Origin of the sequence: Solwaraspora sp. WMMA2101 (assembly GCF_049179175.1) — a bacterium.
Classification (GTDB): Bacteria; Actinomycetota; Actinomycetes; order Mycobacteriales; family Micromonosporaceae; genus Micromonospora_E.
Genome location: NZ_JBMHMA010000006.1, coordinates 3,254,103 through 3,271,560 on the forward strand (window position 1 = coordinate 3,254,103; position 17,458 = coordinate 3,271,560).

Annotated in this window: 15 protein-coding genes; 7 read left to right on the top strand and 8 right to left on the bottom strand. The window is 71.1% G+C overall.

Annotated features, from left to right (window positions below):
* Positions 1 to 17 precede the first annotated feature (17 nt).
* The 3 genes from ACN28F_RS15585 to ACN28F_RS15595 form a co-directional block, all read right to left on the bottom strand.
* Positions 18 to 626, bottom strand: coding sequence for a hypothetical protein (locus ACN28F_RS15585; RefSeq protein ID WP_281552476.1), 609 nt, complete (start codon positions 624 to 626; stop codon positions 18 to 20).
* 85 nt (positions 627 to 711) lie between these two features.
* Positions 712 to 1,395 (bottom strand): response regulator, encoded by a 684-nt coding sequence (locus ACN28F_RS15590; protein WP_289208681.1) that lies wholly within the window; start codon positions 1,393 to 1,395, stop codon positions 712 to 714.
* Complete coding sequence (locus tag ACN28F_RS15595) at positions 1,392 to 2,597, bottom strand: sensor histidine kinase (protein ID WP_421358399.1); 1,206 nt, start codon at positions 2,595 to 2,597, stop codon at positions 1,392 to 1,394. The genes ACN28F_RS15590 and ACN28F_RS15595 overlap by 4 nt, the downstream gene beginning before the upstream one ends.
* Before the next feature lie 173 nt (positions 2,598 to 2,770).
* On the opposite strand from ACN28F_RS15595, the gene ACN28F_RS15600 reads away from it, so the two are divergent.
* Together ACN28F_RS15600 and ACN28F_RS15605 are read left to right on the top strand one after the other, a co-directional pair.
* Positions 2,771 to 3,469 carry an ABC transporter ATP-binding protein gene (locus tag ACN28F_RS15600; RefSeq protein ID WP_421358401.1) on the top strand — a complete coding sequence of 233 codons (699 nt, stop codon included), beginning with the start codon at positions 2,771 to 2,773 and terminating at the stop codon, positions 3,467 to 3,469.
* Positions 3,466 to 4,773, top strand: coding sequence for an ABC transporter permease (locus tag ACN28F_RS15605; RefSeq protein ID WP_421358403.1), 1,308 nt, complete (start codon positions 3,466 to 3,468; stop codon positions 4,771 to 4,773). The genes ACN28F_RS15600 and ACN28F_RS15605 overlap by 4 nt, the downstream gene beginning before the upstream one ends.
* Before the next feature lie 104 nt (positions 4,774 to 4,877).
* Here the strand turns inward: ACN28F_RS15605 and ACN28F_RS15610 are convergent, their stop codons facing one another.
* Positions 4,878 to 6,101, bottom strand: a complete 1,224-nt coding sequence (locus tag ACN28F_RS15610) for a hypothetical protein (protein WP_421358405.1) — start codon at positions 6,099 to 6,101, stop codon at positions 4,878 to 4,880.
* 404 nt (positions 6,102 to 6,505) lie between these two features.
* On the opposite strand from ACN28F_RS15610, the gene ACN28F_RS15615 reads away from it, so the two are divergent.
* Both ACN28F_RS15615 and ACN28F_RS15620 read left to right on the top strand, forming a co-directional pair.
* Positions 6,506 to 6,934, top strand: coding sequence for a DinB family protein (locus ACN28F_RS15615; protein WP_421358407.1), 429 nt, complete (start codon positions 6,506 to 6,508; stop codon positions 6,932 to 6,934).
* A gap of 164 nt (positions 6,935 to 7,098) precedes the next feature.
* A complete protein-coding gene (locus tag ACN28F_RS15620) occupies positions 7,099 to 7,965 on the top strand; it encodes a S1 family peptidase (protein WP_289208687.1) in 867 nt (288 codons plus the stop codon).
* Here the strand turns inward: ACN28F_RS15620 and ACN28F_RS15625 are convergent.
* The 3 genes from ACN28F_RS15625 to ACN28F_RS15635 form a co-directional block, all read right to left on the bottom strand.
* The gene (locus ACN28F_RS15625) at positions 7,959 to 9,218 is read right to left on the bottom strand and encodes an FAD-dependent oxidoreductase (protein ID WP_421358409.1); all 1,260 of its coding nucleotides are present in this window, start codon (positions 9,216 to 9,218) and stop codon (positions 7,959 to 7,961) included. The two genes, ACN28F_RS15620 and ACN28F_RS15625, sit on opposite strands and share 7 nt — an antisense overlap.
* Before the next feature lie 115 nt (positions 9,219 to 9,333).
* Positions 9,334 to 10,629, bottom strand: a complete 1,296-nt coding sequence (locus ACN28F_RS15630) for a ferric reductase-like transmembrane domain-containing protein (RefSeq protein ID WP_421358411.1) — start codon at positions 10,627 to 10,629, stop codon at positions 9,334 to 9,336.
* A gap of 296 nt (positions 10,630 to 10,925) precedes the next feature.
* On the bottom strand, positions 10,926 to 12,212 hold the full coding sequence (locus ACN28F_RS15635; RefSeq protein WP_421358412.1) for an adenylosuccinate synthase: 1,287 nt from the start codon (positions 12,210 to 12,212) through the stop codon (positions 10,926 to 10,928).
* 128 nt (positions 12,213 to 12,340) lie between these two features.
* Between ACN28F_RS15635 and ACN28F_RS15640 the strand changes: the two genes are divergently transcribed.
* Positions 12,341 to 13,348 carry a hypothetical protein gene (locus tag ACN28F_RS15640; protein WP_421358414.1) on the top strand — a complete coding sequence of 336 codons (1,008 nt, stop codon included), beginning with the start codon at positions 12,341 to 12,343 and terminating at the stop codon, positions 13,346 to 13,348.
* A 76-nt stretch (positions 13,349 to 13,424) separates the two neighbouring features.
* Positions 13,425 to 15,374, top strand: a complete 1,950-nt coding sequence (locus tag ACN28F_RS15645; protein ID WP_421358415.1) for a chromosome partitioning protein — start codon at positions 13,425 to 13,427, stop codon at positions 15,372 to 15,374.
* 43 nt (positions 15,375 to 15,417) lie between these two features.
* Here the strand turns inward: ACN28F_RS15645 and ACN28F_RS15650 are convergent, their stop codons facing one another.
* Positions 15,418 to 15,846, bottom strand: a complete 429-nt coding sequence (locus tag ACN28F_RS15650; RefSeq protein ID WP_282224720.1) for a DUF3151 domain-containing protein — start codon at positions 15,844 to 15,846, stop codon at positions 15,418 to 15,420.
* 235 nt (positions 15,847 to 16,081) lie between these two features.
* Here ACN28F_RS15650 and ACN28F_RS15655 point away from each other — a divergent pair, with 235 nt between their 5' ends.
* Positions 16,082 to 17,320, top strand: coding sequence for an LOG family protein (locus tag ACN28F_RS15655; RefSeq protein WP_289208692.1), 1,239 nt, complete (start codon positions 16,082 to 16,084; stop codon positions 17,318 to 17,320).
* Positions 17,321 to 17,458 lie beyond the last annotated feature (138 nt).

The following is a 17,458-nucleotide window of genomic DNA, read 5'->3' on the forward strand; positions in this document are numbered from 1 at the left end:
CCCCACGTCACCCCTTGTTAACACCCGCCCTGCGGGTTCGGATACCACCAGGCCGTCGCCGGGTAGTCGTCCCGCTTCCAGCAGTAGTAGTTCGAACTGTGTGACGCGAGTGGGGCGTACGCCACCGCGTCAGCCGACGTGGTCACCGTGCAGTTGGTGTTGAGCCGATGCTTCCTGAAGCCGAACAGCCGGCCTTCTTTCGTCCGTACCAGGCGGGACGTCACCCCCGACGACAGCGGGATCGAGTGGCTCCAGCTGGTCGTGTGGCTCGACCCGACGGTGAGGTCGACACCGAAGGTGGTCTCAGCCGACGCGACGAGCGCACCGGCCGAGACCGAAAAGCTCGCCGACGTGGTGACCGAGATGTCGATCGTGCCGCTACCGGTGAAGTCGATGGACCCGGGACCGGTCTGCCAGTCGCTCGCGGTGTCGGTGGAGATCCAGACCTTCTGTGGCGACCAGACCTCGTAGGTCTCCTCGATCGGGCAGGCCTGGGGGACCATGTCGGCGGCCCGCACCGGAGCGACCGCGAGCAACGACAGCGCCGTGCCGGCCGCCACGACCATGGCGGCCCGTACCCCGCTCGGCAGGCACCCCCGCCCCATCAACAACAATGATCGGGACATATCGATACGGTAGGCGGGCCAGTCCACGGACCACAAGGCGGACCCGGGCAGCACGGTGCAAGATCTCCGACAGACGCCTCGGCACTCAGGTCAGGCCGGGGGTAAGCAGGCCGCTCTCGTACGCGAGGATCACCAGCTGGGCGCGGTCGTGCGCGTACAGCTTGGTCATGATGCGGTTGACGTGGGTCTTCGCCGTGTGCGGCGAGATGACGAGATCCTGGGCGATCTCCTGGTTCGACCGGCCGCGTGCGACCAGCAGCAGCACCTCGCGTTCCCGGTCGGTCAGCTGCCCGACGGTCTCAGGGACCACAGGCAAGCCGCCCACCGTGGCCGTCGGCGGGGCCGGCAGCACGTACCTCTCGATGAGGCTGCGGGTCGCGGCGGGTGACAGCAGCGCGTCGCCGGCGTGCACCGCGCGTACCGCCCGGACGAGATCCTCCGGCTCGGACCCTTTGCCGATGAAGCCGCTCGCGCCGGCCCGCAGCGCCGCCACCAGGTACTCGTCCTCCTCGAAGGTGGTGAGGATCAGCACCCGGGTCCCGGCCAGCGCCGGATCGGCGCAGATGGCCGCCGTCGCGCCGATGCCGTCGAGCTCCGGCATCCGGATGTCCATCAGTACGACGTCGGGGCGCAGCGAGCCCGCGAGCGCGACAGCCTGCGTACCGTTGACCGCTTCGCCGACGACGCTGATCCGGCCGTCGTCGGTCAGGATCGCTGTCACGGCCTGCCTGATCAGTGCCTGGTCGTCGACGACGAGCACAGTGGTCACCGGGGTTCCTCCTTGGGTAGCGGCAGGGTGGCGGCGAGCCGGTAGCCGCCCGGGGACAGGCCGGTTTCGACGACGCCACGGACCGAGGCGACCCGTTCCCGCAGGCCGACCAGTCCGTGCCCGCTGCTGGGCACCTCGGACCGGTCGTCGGCCGACCGGCCGGACACCGGATTCGTGACCATCACGTGGATCCGGTCAGGGTCGACCTCGACCTGGACATGCGCGCGATGCCCGGCACCATGCTTATGGGCGTTGGTGAGACCTTCCTGGATCACCCGGTAGGCGACCACGTCCACCGCGCCGCTGACCGCCGCCAGGTCCCCATCGGTCCGCAGCGACACGTGGAGTCCCGCCCCGGTGAAGCCGGCGACCAGCTGGTCGAGCCGGTGCAGACCGGGCTGCGGGGCGGTCGCCGCCCCGTTGGTGGGGTCGTCGTCCTCCGTACGCAGGACCCGCAGCAGGTCGCCGATCTCGGTGAGCACGGTCCGGGAGGCGCCACGGATGGCACCGAGGGCCTGCTGGGCCCGGTCCGGGCGGGTCTGCAGCGCCGACGACGCCACCCCGGCGTTGAGGCTGATCACGGAGATCTGGTGGGCGACGACGTCGTGCAGGTCACGGGCGATCCGCAGCCGTTCCTCGGTGACCCGTCTGCGGGCCTCCGATTCGCGGGTCTGTTCGGCGCGTTCGGCGCGTTCGATGATGGCGCGCAGGTATTCCCGCCGGGAGCGGTGGCCGTCGCCGGCGGCAGCGGCGAACGCGACCAGGACGGTGACCTGGAACGCCCGGGGATCGAACACACTCCCGATCGCCGTCAGGAGGTTGAGCAGGGTCGTCGCGACGACGGCGGCGCAGGCTGCGGTGAGCGTGGTCCGCCGGTCCGTGCGGTTCGCCGCCCCGAACATGGCGATCGACACGGCGAGCACCACGCCCGGCTCCAGCGCCCCGGTGGCCGCGACGAGTCCGTAGATCGCGATACAGCCGGCGAGCACCGGCAGCGGCCAGCGCCGCCGCAGCGGCAGCAGCACGGCCGGGACGATCGCCAGGGCGATGGTGACGGGTCCGGCCGCCTCGTGCTCGGGGACCTTGAACGGGGCGAGCGCCGTCGCGACGATGATCACCGCAGCGGCCAGGTCACCGACCCACGGCGGTACGCGCGGACGGCCGTACCTCGGGTCCGCCGGCACGGCCGCAGTGGTCGTCATGGCCCCAGTCTGCCGGCCGCCGTGACCAGGCAGGTCCACCTGGCGCGGTATTCCCCCGTACCGCGAACGCGGTACGCGAATGCCCGCCACAGAGTGACGCGGCGGACCGTGCCGCCGACGACGATGGAGACACCAGCCGGAATTCGGCCTGGTCGGCGAATACGAGGAGTCCGATGGAAAGCCCTGTCATCTCGGCTGTCGACGTACGGAAGACGTACGGTCGGGGCGCGAACAGTTTCGACGCGCTGAAGGGAGTCAACTTCGACATTCATGACGGCGAGAGTGTTGCGATCCTCGGTAAGAGCGGATCCGGCAAGTCGACCCTGATGCACATTCTCGCGCTGCTGGACGCCCCGACGTCGGGCACGATCACGCTGGGCGGGGTCGATACCCGTACGCTGCGGGGCAGCCGCCTCAACCAGACCCGGAACAAGACGTTCGGGTTCGTCTTCCAGCAGTTCTTCCTCACCCCGAACACCTCGGTCCTCGACAACGTCATGCTGCCGCTGAAGATCGCCGGCGTCGGGCGGGCCGAGCGTAGGCGGCGCGGCATGGCCGCCCTGGAACAGTTGGAGCTGGCCGACAAGGCGAAGAACAAGGCGGCGAATCTCTCCGGCGGACAGAAGCAACGGGTGGTGATCGCGCGGGCGCTGGTGAACAATCCGCGGATCATTTTCGCCGACGAGCCCACCGGTAACCTCGATTCCGCCACCGGCGCCGTGGTGGAGGACATTCTCTTCGGCCTCAACCGGCAGAACGGCATCACCCTGATCGTCGTCACCCACGACGAGGAGCTCGCGTCGCGCTGCGACCGCCGCATCCTGGTCCGGGACGGCCAGCTGGTCGACGACCTGGCGGCGGTGCCGGCATGAAGATCTCCGATCTGGTCGGCTCGGCCACCGCGAACACTTTCCGGTCCAAGACCCGTACGCTGCTGACGATCCTGGCGATCTTCATCGGCGCGTTCACCTTGACGTTGACCAGCGGGCTGGGCACCGGCATCAACGCGTACATCGACGACACGGTGACGGCGATCGGCGCGTCCGACGTCATGTCGGTCGTCAAGACCCCGGACGCCGACGACGGGTTCGGTTCCGCCGACGCCGGGCCGGCCGAGTACGACCCGGACACGGTGTCGAGCGGGCAGGACGGTCCGCCCGGTCAGCAGACGGTCGTCGCGCTCACCCCGGCCGACCTGGACACCCTGGCCGACATCGACGGTGTCCTCGACGTACAGGCGACCCGGTCGATCAGCGCCGACTACATCCAGGTCGGCGACGGTACGCGGTACGTAGTGGACGTGGGCGGCCTGGTCGCCGGGCAGCGGACCCCGCTGGCCGCCGGGTCGGAGCCGGACAACGCCTCGTCGCAGTCGCAGCTCGCGCTCCCGACGTCGTACGTCGAACCGCTCGGCTTCGCTGACGACGCTGCGGCGGTCGGGCAGACCGTCTCGATCGCGGTGACCGACGCGCAGCGCACGCAGCAGGTGATCGAGGCGACGATCGTCGGGGTGGCCGAGGAGACCCTGGCGACCGGGGGCGGCGTCGTGCCCAACGACGCGTTGACCGATGCGCTGTTCGACGCGCAGAACACCGGTGTCCCGGCCGCCGAGGCGCAGCGGTACGCCCAGGCGGCCGTCTGGTTCGACCCGGCCGCGACCGACGAGCAGATCAGCGCACTGAAGGACCGGCTGGCCGACGCCGGCTACACCGGGAGCACGGTCGCCGATCAGCTCGGCGCGTTCCGTACCGTCATCGACGGCATCGTCTGGGTGCTGAACGCCTTCGCGGTGATCGCGCTGCTGGCGGCGAGCTTCGGGATCGTCAACACCCTGTTCATGTCGGTGCAGGAGCGGACCCGTGAGATCGGCCTGATGAAGGCGATGGGCATGGGCTCGGGCAAGGTGTTCGGCCTGTTCAGCCTGGAGGCCACGTTCATCGGCTTCCTCGGCAGCGCCATCGGCGCGGTGCTGGCGGTCGCGGCGGGCACCGCGATCAGCAGCGCACTGGCCGGCAGTTTCCTCGCGGACCTGCCGGGGCTCACGCTGATCGCCTTCGAGCCGGTCTCCATCGCGGCGATCATCGGCCTGGTGATGGCGATCGCGTTCCTGGCCGGCACGCTGCCGGCGTCGCGGGCGGCCCGGGCTGACCCGGTCGACTCGCTGCGCTACGAGTAGCCGCAGCTGGCAGGTAGGCCACCGGACGCACGAGGTGCCTGGCGGGATGGAACTCCCGCCAGGCACGTCGCCGTTTCGTCAGGGTCAGTCGGGCCGACCGTGGATCAGAGCCGGAAGTACGAGTTGGTGGTGGAGCTGTTGTACGGGGAGTAGGTCCAGTAGTGGTACATCAGGCCGAGCTGGCCCCATTTGGACCGTACGTACTCGCCGGACTCGCCCGCCCAGATGCCGGAGTGGTCGTCGCTGGCGTACGACAGCTTCATGCTGGGAAACCACCGGTACGGAATTCGCCAACGGGTGTAGCTGCCGTCCAGCCAGTACTGGTCGTCGCCGGGGGTGTTCATCCACCGGTCGTTCGCGCTGGAGGTGCTGTACCAGGCGTACGAGTGGCAGTTGTACTTGCGCGAGGCGTTGCGTTCCCGCGACGCCGACGGATAGTTGGTCGCCACGTAGCTGTTGTAGCTGCTGATCTGGGCGCTGGTCAGCTCGGACGTCATGGTGATCACCGAGACGGCCGAGCCGTTGGGGGTGTAGGCGGTGCTGGCGTAGTCCAGCGTCCCGACGTCGTCGCTGACCGGGTGGGCGACGCTGGGGTCGGCCAGGTGCGCCCGTACGGCCGCGACGGTGGTTTCCACCGCGCCCGGCCGCAGCTGCACAGCTTCGCGCAGCAGCTCCGAGCGGGACCAGTCCCAGCTCTCCCGGGTGGCGAGCGCGCGACCGAGCAGCACCGCGGTCGGTTCCAGGCCGGCCTGGCCGTACGTCGTGGCGTCGGTCTGCTTGGCCCGGTGTACGGCGAGGCCGAGCCGCAGCAACTCCTCGGACTGCGCGGCGGTGAGGGTGGCGAGCACCTGCGGCTGGGCGAGGACGGTCTCCAGTTTCCACACGGCCAGCGCCCGGTCGCCGGCGTCGGCGAGGGACTCACCGCCGCGGGCCGCGACGTTCAGGGTCCGGTAGCGCGTGAGCAGTTCCTGGCCGGCGTCGGGGCGGCGGAGCAGTTCCTGTAGTCCGGTGAAGCGGGCGGTGACGGTCTCGAAGCCGTGTTGGACGCTGTTGAAGGCCAGGGCGTCGGGCAGCAGCGGGTACGCCAGGACGGCGTCGACGAGCAGCGGGGTCCGCAGGACGGCGGCGGTCTTGGCCGGCATCTGTACGGCGTCGACCATCTCCTGGTGGCTGCCGAGCGCGCGCCACTGCGCGGAGCCGGGGGTCACCTGGTAGGTGAAGGGTCGGTCGGCGGCCGAGACCGGGGTGCCGGGCGTGAGGGTGGCGACGAGGGCGCCGGTGACGGCGGCGACGAGGGCGCGCCGGGTCAGGCGGGCAGGACGGGACATCCGTGATCCTCTCGACGAAGAACGGGTGCGGCACCATCATGATTCAGATACTTCGATTGATGCCGACTTCGAAAAGGTAACAAGATCCACAATGGATTGTGATGTCCGGGCGCAAGCCGGAGATGGTCAATGTCAGTAACTCGTCGGCCACGGGTCGGACGACCCGGACGGGTTGCCCGGTTGCGTCCGATCTTCATGGGCTCCACTGGTCGACGGCTCATAAAGTGACGTCGCACCATCCGCATAATCGGGTACGCCCGATCGGGTCGGAGCTGGCATGATCGCCCGATGCCGTCCGCCCGCGCCACTCTGCTCAGCTGGCAGTTCGAACTGACCTGGTCGCTGTTCGAGTACCACCTGGAACGGCTACGGACCGACGACTTCCTTGCCGAGCCGGCACCGGTGTGCTGGACGATGCGGCCGTCCGACGACGGCGGCTGGGTGCCGGACTGGGCCGAGACCGAGCCGGATCCGTACCGGTGCCGACGATCGCCTGGCTCAGTTGGCACATCGGCTGGTGGTGGACCGTCGCGATCGACCACGTCGAGGGGCGACCACCACACGACCGTACGGAGATCCACTGGCCGGGCATCGGCGAGCCGACCGTGCGCTGGCTGCGCGAGCTGCGTTCGGACTGGACGGCGGCGCTCGACCGGCTGACCGACGCCGACCTCGACCGGGCCGTCGCCTACCCGTGGCCCGCCGACGCCGGGCTCAGCCTCGCCCACCTGGTCGGCTGGGTCAACGCGGAGCTGATGAAGAACGTCGCCGAAATCGGCCAGCTGCTGATGATTCGCGCCGCACATGCCGGGTCGGACCAACCGGCATCCTGACCGGCACGCGACCCCACCTCGCCAGACAATTGCCAGAATGGTTTTTCCAATTGGTCATTGTCTAAGTAATGTTGACGTGTTAGCGCTTGCATCAACATCAACGGACAACAAAACTGTCAATATCCAGTAGGTCCGAGATCTCCAGTCCCATTCAGGAGGGAACAGTGCGGATCCGCAGCATCCCGAGCCGGTCGACGCGGCTGCTCGCCGTCGTCGTCGGCATCGTCACCGCCGGTACGCTCACCCTGCCGTCCGCCGGGGTCGCCGCCCCGACGGTCTACACCGCCAGCGAACTCGCCCAGGTCAGTGACCTGGTGGAAGCCTCCGGCGTCGAAGGCATCGCCTGGCACGTCGACAGCGCCACCGGTCGGGTCGTGGTCACCGCCGACAGCAGCGTCTCCCGCGCCGAGATCACCAAGATCCGGCTGGCCGCCCGCGGCAAGGCCGGTGCCATCAAGCTGGAACGCACCTCCGGGGTGTTCACCCGGCTGGTCTCCTCCGGCGACCCGATCTACGGCAGCGGCGGACGCTGCTCGCTCGGTTTCAACGTGGTCAGCGGCAGCACCTACTACTTCCTCACCGCCGGGCACTGCGGTGAGGTGATCGACACCTGGTACAGCAACTCCGCGCTGACCAGCCTGATCGGCCCGACCGTCGACTACAGCTTCCCCGGCGACGACTACGGCCTGGTCCGGTACGACAACCCGGCGCAGAGCCACCCGGGTGGCTTCACCGTCGGCGACGCCTTCGTCGGGCAGTCGGTCACCCGTACCGGTTCGACGACCGGCACCCACAGCGGTACGGTCACCGCGCTCAACGCCCGGGTCCGTTACCTGGGCAGTGGGGTCGTCCGAGGCCTGATCCGGACCGATGTGTGCGCCGAGCCGGGCGACTCCGGCGGCCCGCTCTACTCCGGATCGACCGCGCTGGGCCTCACCTCGGGCGGCAGTGGCAACTGCCGGACCGGCGGCACGACCTTCTACCAGCCGGTCCGTGAGGCAGTCGACGCGTACGACGTGACGATCTACTGACCGACCCGGGCGGTGTCCGGGTCGGTCGACGCGGACACCGACCCACCCGGGTCGGTCGACGCGGACACCGACCCGCCGGTGGCGGTCCGCCACCGTACGTCGATCGCCCGGCCCGCCCGGCGGTAGAAGTCCCGGGGCAGTTCCGGTGCGGCCGGGCGGTGCCGGCGCAGTGCCTGATCCAGGGCACGCGCCTGCGCCGCCACGGCCGTCACCCCGTACATGTGGATCGGGTTGCCGCTGTGGACGGCGTCGCCCAGGGCCAGGAATCCGGCCGGGGTGCGGTCCAGTCGTTCGGCGTACCGGCGCTGGTCGGTCGGGGTCCGGTGGGTCAGCACCGGACCGAGTGGCTCGGCGCGGGCGAGGACGTCGGCGATCGCGGGCGACGCCAGGCGGCGGGCGAACGATTCGTACGCGGCCGGGTCGCTCGGCGGCATCTCGCCCTGCCAGGAGCCGAGGGTGACCATCCACCGGTCACCCTCCAACGGCAGCATGAGGCCGATCCGGCCACCCGGCACCGGGTCCCCGGTCACCACGGCGAGCGCGCCGTCGAGGTCACCCGGGCGGCGGCGGACCAACTGCGAGGCGTACGTCACGTCGACCGGCACGGCCGAGATCTCCGGGGTGGGGAATCCGTGCCTGGCCAGCTGGTCGAAGAAGTGGGTGTTGCGCCCGGTGCAGGCGACGACCAGGTCGGCGTGGTGGGCGGCCCCGTCCACCCGGACCCCCGTCACCCGGTCGTCGGTGATGACGGGACCGTCCACCGCCGTGGCGTCGACGACGCGGACGTTGCGGCGCAGCCGCAGCAGGTGGTGGCGGACGACCATCTCCAGCAACGGCTGGCTCGCCGACAGGACGACCGGCACCGGCCCGCTCGCTGACAGGAGGTCCGGCGCCGGGTCCGGCCCGAGCGGGCGGTCGGTGCCGTCGTGGCGCCACGCCAGGTCGGTGCCGTCGCGGTGCCACGCCAGCTCGGTGCTGTCGTGGTGCCACATCAGCTCGGTGGCGGGCACCGCGACGGCACCGGCGTCGGCCAGTCGCCGGGCCAGCCCGGGAAACTGTGCCTCGAGCAGGCGCTGGCCGGCCGCCGGCACGAGATGGCCGTGTCGACCCTGCGGCGCACCCCGACGCGGGAGGGCCGCGTCGGGCAGCCGGTCCCGTTCCAGGACCGTCACCTGGTCGACGTGCTCACTGAGCACCCGGGCGGTGACCAGGCCGGCGATGCCGGCACCGACCACGATCGCGCTGCCACCCACCTCGTTCGTCCTCCCCGGACCAGGACCAGGACCCCCGTCGAACAACTGAGCTGTCACTCAGCCGAGACCGCACCGCTCAGCCGAGACCGCACCGCAGGGGCCGAGACGGAACCACTCAGCCGAGACCGAACCGTTCGGCGTGGATCTGCGCGTTCGGCACACCGATGGTCCGTACGCTGTCGACCACGGCGGCGGTCAGGGCCGGCGGCCCGCAGACGAACACCTCACGTTCGGTGATGTCCGGCACCAGCGCGTGCAGGTTCGCCGGGTCGAACGGCCGGTTCGGTGGCGTACCGGCACCGGTGCGGCCGGTCAGCAGGTGCACCTGGGCGCCCCGCGTGGCGGCCAGCCCCTGCAGTTCACCGAGCAGGACCGCGTCGGTCTCCTTGGCCGCCCGGTAGAGGACCACGGTCTGCCCACCCGACTCCTCCAGCAACGCGCGGATCGGGGTGATCCCGACACCGCCGGCGACCAGCAGCGTCTTGTCCCGCTTGCGGTGCAGGTTGGTGAAGGCGCCGTACGGCCCTTCGATGAAGACCCGGTTGCCGACCTTCAGCTGCCGCAGCCCGGCGCTGGTCGCGCCGGCCGCCTTGGCGGTCAGCCGCAGCGAGCGGCCATCGGGGGCCGCCGACAACGAGAACGGGTTCGCCTGCCACCAGCGGTTGTGGCCGGGGAAGCGCCAGATGCAGAACTGCCCGGCGCGGGCCGGCAGCCGGTCCAGGTGCCGGCCGGTGACGTGCACCGACACGACGTTGTCGGCCTCCGGCACGACGGCGGCGACCCGGAACCGGTGGTACGCGTTGCGCCACACCGGCACGACGAACCGGTTGATCACGAGTGAGCCGAGCACCAGCGTCCACAACGTCCACCAGTAGCCGGTGGCCAGGACGGAGGAGAAGGTGGTCGCCTCGATGAACTGGTGCACCAGCCCGGCCAGCAGCGCCAGGTAGATCAGCACGTGCAGCGCGTGCCAGGTCTCGTACGGCAGCCGTCGCCGGACGTACCGGATGGAGACCCCGACCACGACGATCATGATGCCGGCGGCGATCATCCCGAGCAGTGCGGCGGGCACCCGGGCCAGGCTGAGGAAGGTCTCGCCGAACCCCATGTCGTAGAGGGTGGCGTAGCCGGTGATGACGAACGCCGCGTGCAGCATCACGGTCCAGAACAGCCCGAAGCCGAGCCAGCGGTGCCAGGCGGTGAGCCGGTCCATCCCGAGCCGCCGGTCCAGCCAGGGGATCCGGGCGACCAGCGTCAGCTGGACCATCATGATCATGGCCGCGTGCAGGCCGAAGAACTTCGCGACGGTCAACACCGGGTGCTGACCCTGGCCGTACGCGAAGAAGACGATTTCGAGGATCACCAGGTTGACCGCGACGACGCCGCCCAGCGTCACACGGGCCAGGGTCATCGGTGGGACACCTGTCGGTGGTGTCGGGGTCGGGGTGGCTGCCATCGAGCGTTGCGCCCGAGTGGGATCGCCGTACAGCCGGCTCACTGCCTTGCTCCCTGCTATCCGCTACATCGATCGATTTCGGAGGAAGTGTCCCGTCCGTCGGCCGATGGTGGCCGACGGACGGGACCGGGTCGATCATGCAGCGGGCAGGCGCCGCCATGCTTGATGGAACTCTGAGGGTTTCCTGAGGGAGCCGGCCACGCCGGCACGGACCCTGGCGAAACGGTACGGATCAGCGCAGGCCGTACGGATCAGAGCAGCTCGTGGCGGACGACGTTCTCCTCACGGCCCGGGCCGACCCCGACCACGCTGACCTTCGCCCGGCAGAGCTCCTCGATGCGCTCGACGTAGCGGCGGGCGTTGGTCGGCAGCTCCGCCTCGGTGCGGGCCTTCGTGATGTCCTCCCACCAGCCGTCGTGCTCCTCGTAGATCGGCTTCGCGTGGTGGAACCCGGTCTGCGTCATCGGCATGTCGTCGAAACGCTCGCCGTCGATCTCGTAGCCGACGCAGATCGGCACCTTCGCCAGGCCGGTGAGCACGTCGAGCTTGGTGACCACCAGGTCGGTGATGCCGTTGAGCCGTACGGCGTACCGGCCGACGACGGCGTCGAACCAGCCGCAGCGGCGCTCCCGCCCGGTCGTGGTGCCGTACTCGACGCCGACCTTGCGCAGGTGCTCACCGTTGGCGTCGAACAACTCGGTCGGGAACGGCCCGGAGCCGACCCGGGTGGTGTACGCCTTGGTAACCCCGATCACCTTGGTGATCGCGGTCGGCGGGATCCCGGTGCCGACACACGCCCCGCCGGAGGTCGGGTTGGACGAGGTGACGAACGGGTACGTGCCGTGGTCCATGTCCAGCATGGTGGCCTGCGCGCCTTCGAGCAGCACCGTCTCGCCCCGGTCCAGGGCGTCCCACAGCATCGCCCGGGTCTCGGCGATGTGCGGACGCAGCCGGGACGCGTAGCCGAGGTACTCCTCGACGACCGCGTCGACGTCGATGCCCTTGCGGTTGTAGACCTTGAACAGGATCTGGTTCTTCTCCCGCAGCGCCAGCTCCAGCTTCTTGCGCAGGATGCCGGGGTCGAGCAGGTCCTGGACCCGGATCCCCATCCGGGCGACCTTGTCGCCGTACGCCGGCCCGATGCCCCGGCCGGTGGTGCCGATCCGCGACGACCCGAGGTAGCGCTCGACGACCCGGTCCAGCGCCCGGTGGTGCGGCATGATCAGGTGCGCGTCGCCGGAGATCCGCAGCCGGGAGACGTCGACGCCGCGTTCGGCCAGGCCGTCGATCTCGGTCAGCAGGACCTTCGGGTCTACCACGACCCCGTTGCCGATGATGATCATCGCGTTCGGGGAGAGCGCCCCCGAGGGCATCAGGTGCAGGGCGTACTTCTGGCCGTCCGGGGTGATGACGGTGTGTCCGGCGTTGTTGCCGCCGGAGAACCGCACCACGTAGTGGACCCGCTCACCGAGCAGGTCGGTAACCTTGCCCTTGCCCTCGTCACCCCATTGCGCGCCGAGCAGCACGATCGCTGGCATCTTGTGTAACCCGCCTCCATGGGGCTCGGGTGCCAGGTGGCGACCGCGTGGCGAGCCCGGGGAGTCAGGCTAACAAGGGCCGCGATCCTGGTGGACGTGGCCGCGAGGATCGGCAGGAGGCGGCGACGGTGTACGACGTGGTGCTACTGACGCTCGGCAGCCAGCCGGACGCGGGCTGCGACGGCGGCTGCGGGGTCGCCTGCGGTACGGCGGCGAACCGTCCGAAGTCCGACTGCGCCGAACCGGTCCGGGTGCCGGTGCTGGCCTGCCGGGACGCGCTGGTCGCGGCCGGTGCCCGGGTGCGGACCGTCACCGCCCGCTCCGACCGCGAGATCGACGACGTACTCGCCCAGCTGGACGGACCGGCCCGCCCGGACGGGCTGACCTGGCCGGATGAGGACAGCAAGACCCGGCTGGTCGTGGCGACGGCCAGCGACGGACAGTTACGGGCCGTGCTGCGCCGGCTGGTGCGCCGGTACGCTCCACCGCCGAGTCGCCGACCCGCCGACCTGGCCGACAACCGCACCCTGCCCGACCTGCCGGCGATCGGGATCCTGCCGCTGGACCCGGGCCTGGTGCGGGACACGCCGACCGACGGGGGCACCCCGCCGGGCGACCTGGCCGGGCGGCTCGGGCTGCCCCGAGATCCGGCCGCCGTCGCGGCAGCGGTGCTGCACGGCCCGGTCCGGCGGCTGGACCTGCTGCGTACCGACGCCGGTTCGGTGACCCTCGACGGTGCGCTGCTCGGCGGTGCCGACGACGCCGACCGCCCGCTGCCGTGGCGGGGCCGTGTCGAGGTCGACGACACCGTGCTCAGCGCCGGCGACGAACCGCTGCTGGCCTGCGTGGTGGCCAACGCCGACGGGTACGCCCGGCTCGCCGAGGTGCAGCTCGTGGCCCACCCCGACCCGTCGGACGGGCTGCTGGAGGTCGCGGTGGCGGTGCCGGTGGTGACGAGATCGCGGTGGCGCGGGCAGCGGGTGAAGATCGAGGTACGGCGGGCCCGTGGTCGGGCGGCGGCGGTCACCCCGCGCGACGGAGAGCTGCCGTTCGTGGACGATACGGTGACGGGAACATTGACCCGCAAACGATCCTGGTGGGTGGAACCAGCCGCCTGGGGCGTGTACACACATTGACCTGGTATGCGACGCTAAGTAGCGACTGACCTGCACATCCTCGGGTGGGGCCACGGGGGGCGAGGGGGAGTACGCCGTGCACGACCAGACCGAACCGGCGGTGTCGACCGGCGCCGGTGGCGCGCCGGTGGAGGAGCCGTTCTGGCCGCCGGACGAGATCGTCGCCACCGGGCGCAGCGACGTCACGATGGCGGTCCCGGTCGTGCCGGTCGCCCCGCCGCCCACGGCAGCGGCCAGCCAGCCACCACCGCACGACGTCGCCCCGACGCCGCAGCCGGGTGACGGCAACGGTCGGGCGGTCGAGCGGGACCCCGGGCTGCCGCACTCACCGACCTCACCGTGGGCACAGCCGCCGCGCCGGCTGACCCCGCCGACGGACACCGGCGACAACGATCAGCGGGGCGGCCTGCCGCCGGCACCGCGACGCTCACCCGAGCAGCCGACGTCAGCGTCGGCGTCGGCAGAGCAGTTCGCGCCGGCGGAGCAGTTCGCGCCGGAGTCCGCTGGTCGGCCGCATCCGTCGTCGCCCCGGCCCGGCCCGACTCACCCCAGTCCGCCGCACCCTGGCCCGAGCCGGCCGGCACCGCCGCCCGGCCAGACGCCCACGCCACCGGGCCCGCCACCGCCACCGGGCCCGCCACCATCCCCGCCGGCCGCCGGCATGGGGCAGCCGGCCGACCCGTGGGCACCCGCCGATGCCGGTCCACCGGCAGCGACCGGTTGGGACGACTGGACACCGGCCGACGGTGGCGGCTGGTCGCCGCCGCAGCCGATGGCGTACCAGCAGGTGGTTCCCGGCGTGACGGAGCTGCCTCGCCAGCCGTACGAGGAGGCTCCCGGCGTACACCGGATTCCGTCCCCACCGACCCCGCCGCAGCAGCCCGTACCACCGCCACAGCCCGTACCACCGCAGCAGCCCGTACCACCGCCACAGCCCGTACCACCGGCCGCCGGCTACCCGCCGGCGGCGGGAACCGGGTACCCGCAGCCGCCAGCGGTCACCTACCCCGTGCCGCCCGCAGTGGCCGGGCCGTACCCACCGGCACCGCCGCACGGCCAGCCCGATCCGCATGCCGGCTGGGTCGGTGACGGCTTCGCGCCGACCGCCGAGGAGTTCGCCCAGCGGCGCGCCGTCAAACCGGCCAACCCGGTCGCCACGATGGGCATGCGGGCCGCGCTCAACCGGACCACGCTCGGGCTGGTGAAGCTGCCGCCCGGTCAGCAGGAGCAGGAGATCCGGCGCGACATCGAAATGGTGCGCCGCAACTTCGGTGGGCTGCGCCAGGTCACCGTGGTCAACCCCAAGGGCGGCGCCGGCAAGACCGTCGCCATCCTGATGCTGGCCATGACCTTCGGGCAGAAACGCGGCGGGTACGTCCTGGCCTGGGACAACAACGAGACGCAGGGCACCCTCGGGATGCGCGCCCAGCAGGACTTCCATTCCCGTACGGTCCGCGACATGCTGCGTGACCTGCGGCAGTTCCAGGGCTCACACGGCCGCGTCGGTGACCTGTCCCAGTACGTCCGGGCGCAGGGCGAGGGCATGTTCGACGTCCTCGCCTCCGACGAGTCGGCCACCGCCGGCGAGATGCTCACCGCCGCCGCGTTCGCCGAGATCCGCGAGGTCGTCAGCCGCTTCTACAAGCTGATCTTCGTGGACACCGGCAACAACGTACGGGCGCAGAACTGGCAGGCGGCGATCGACGCCACCGACCAGCTCGTGGTCACGATGTCCGCCCGCAACGACTCCGCCGAACCCGCCGCCCGGATGCTCGACCATCTGGAGCAGACCGGCCGGCAGCGGCTGGTCCGCCAGGCGGTGACGGTGATCTCCATGCCGCCGTCGCGACGGGAGATCGACCTGCGCCCCATCGAGCAGCACTTCGCCGCCCGTACCCGCACCGTCCTGCTGGCACCGTACGAACGGATCATCGACAGCGGCGAACCGATCCGGTACGGGCAGCTCTCGTCGACCTTCCGGCAGGCCTGGCTCAAGATCGCCGCAGCGGTCTCCGACGGGCTGTGAGCGCGGCCGTCGGCTGCGCCGCGCTCACCGCTGGGCCGGCCGGTCAGCTGCTGGCCAGCGCGTCCCCGGCCGCCGGGTCGCAGTCACGCAGGAACTGCGCGCAGCGCGCCGCCTCGTCGGACTCGCCGATCTCGCCAGCGGCCCGCGACAGCAGATGCAGGCAGGCGAGGAAACCCTGGTTGGGTCGGTGCGACCAGGGCACCGGCCCGTGGCCCTTCCACCCGTTGCGACGGAGCTGGTCGAGCCCCCGGTGGTAGCCGGTACGGGCGTACGCGTACGCGGTGACGACCTCACCCTTGGCGAACGCCCGCTGCGCCAGCACCGCCCAGGCCCGGCTGTGGGTGGGGTGCTGGCCGGTGGCGGCGGCGTACGCCTCATCGGTGTCGACCTGGGCGGCCTCGGCCAGCGCCGCCTCGGCCTGCTCGTCGCCGGGAAGCAGGGTGGCCGGCGGCTCGGGCAACAGGTTCTGCATTTTGCCCATTCAACCCGGATTCGGTGCGGCATGGTGACTGAACGGATGAGTCCTTCGTCACGCGTGCGGCGGGTGTGCCGGGCGCGGCACTCGACTAGAAATAGAGGTCCGGAGCCTCCCCAGGACCCGGTTTGAGAAGCCCGGTGGCCTCGTGCCACCGGGCTTCGCTATGCCCACGCCCGCTGTGCACCAAGCAGGTGCTCAGCAATTTGCGGCCAACAGGGAAAATGTCCGGGTGCCCACGCCACCCCCCGCCGAACTCCTCGAACCCCACGACACCACACCGCTCGAAGTGGAGTCCCGCGCCGAACTCGACCGGCATCTACGGGCCGGCAGCCTCGCCGGGCTGACCGTGCAGGGACTGCAGTTCGACGTACCGCCGGTGCCCGACCTGACCGACGTCGACCTGACCGACACCCTCTTCCTCGGCTGCACGTTCCCGTCCGCCCAGGCCGAGGCCGACCTGGTCCGGCGCGGCGCACACGTGGTGCCGCCGGTCGCCGGGCTGCCGTACCCGAGCCACCCGTCCCGGCTGTACACCCCCGCCGACCTGGCCGCCGGCTTCGCCGAACACGGCGCCGACGGGATGTACGACAACCTGGTCTACCAGCACTTCCGCCAGCACGGTGGCGCGCTGCCGGAGATCCGCGAGGCGCTCGCCCAACGGCTGCACGACCACGCGATCGACAACGCGCTCACCGACGCCACCCGGTCCTGGATCGACGCGTACGGCCCCGCCTCGGTCGTCGGCGTGATGGGCGGGCACGCGGTGGTCCGGGGCAGCGCGCCGTACCGGCTCGCCGCCACGCTCGGCTGGGAGCTGACCCGGGCCGGCCGGCTGATCGTCACCGGCGGCGGGCCGGGCGTGATGGAGGCTGCCAACCTCGGCGCGTACCTCAGCGGTCACGACGCCGAGGAGCTGACCGCCGCCATCGACCTGCTGGCCACCGCGCCGCACTACGCCGACCAGCAGCCGTACACCGCTGCCGCGCTGGCGGTCCGCGACCGGTACCCGGTGGCCGGGGCCGACGGCACCGCCGCCGACCTCGGCTGGGCACGCGCCGGTGGGCTGGCCATCCCCACCTGGCTGTACGGGCACGAACCCGCCAACCTGTTCGCCGGCCGGGTCGCCAAGTACTTCTGCAACGCCGTCCGGGAGGACACCATCCTGCGGCTGGCCCGGGGCGGCATCGTCTTCGCGCCGGGCCGGGCAGGCACCGTCCAGGAGGTGTTCCAGGCGGCGACGAAGACCTTCTACGGCACCGACGGCGCCAGCGGTCCGTACATCTTCCTGGACCGCACCTTCTGGACCGAGGCCCTGCCGGTCGAGTCGGTCCTCGCGCCGCTGCTGGCGCTGTCCCCGGCCGGTGACCTGTCCCCACTGATCCGGCTCACCGACGACGTCCACGAAGCGGTCGCGCTGCTCACCGCCACCGGGCTGCCGCCGGTGGTGCCGGCCCAGTCACGGAGCTGACCTCGACCCGCACGACGATCGACTATCCGGCGGTCGGTCCCATTCATTGGACAACGCCCCGTCTGCGGGGCGAGACCGATGCCGGTGTACCGCTACCTGCCGGCGACCTTTCGGCGGCGCTACCAGCATCGACCGGCA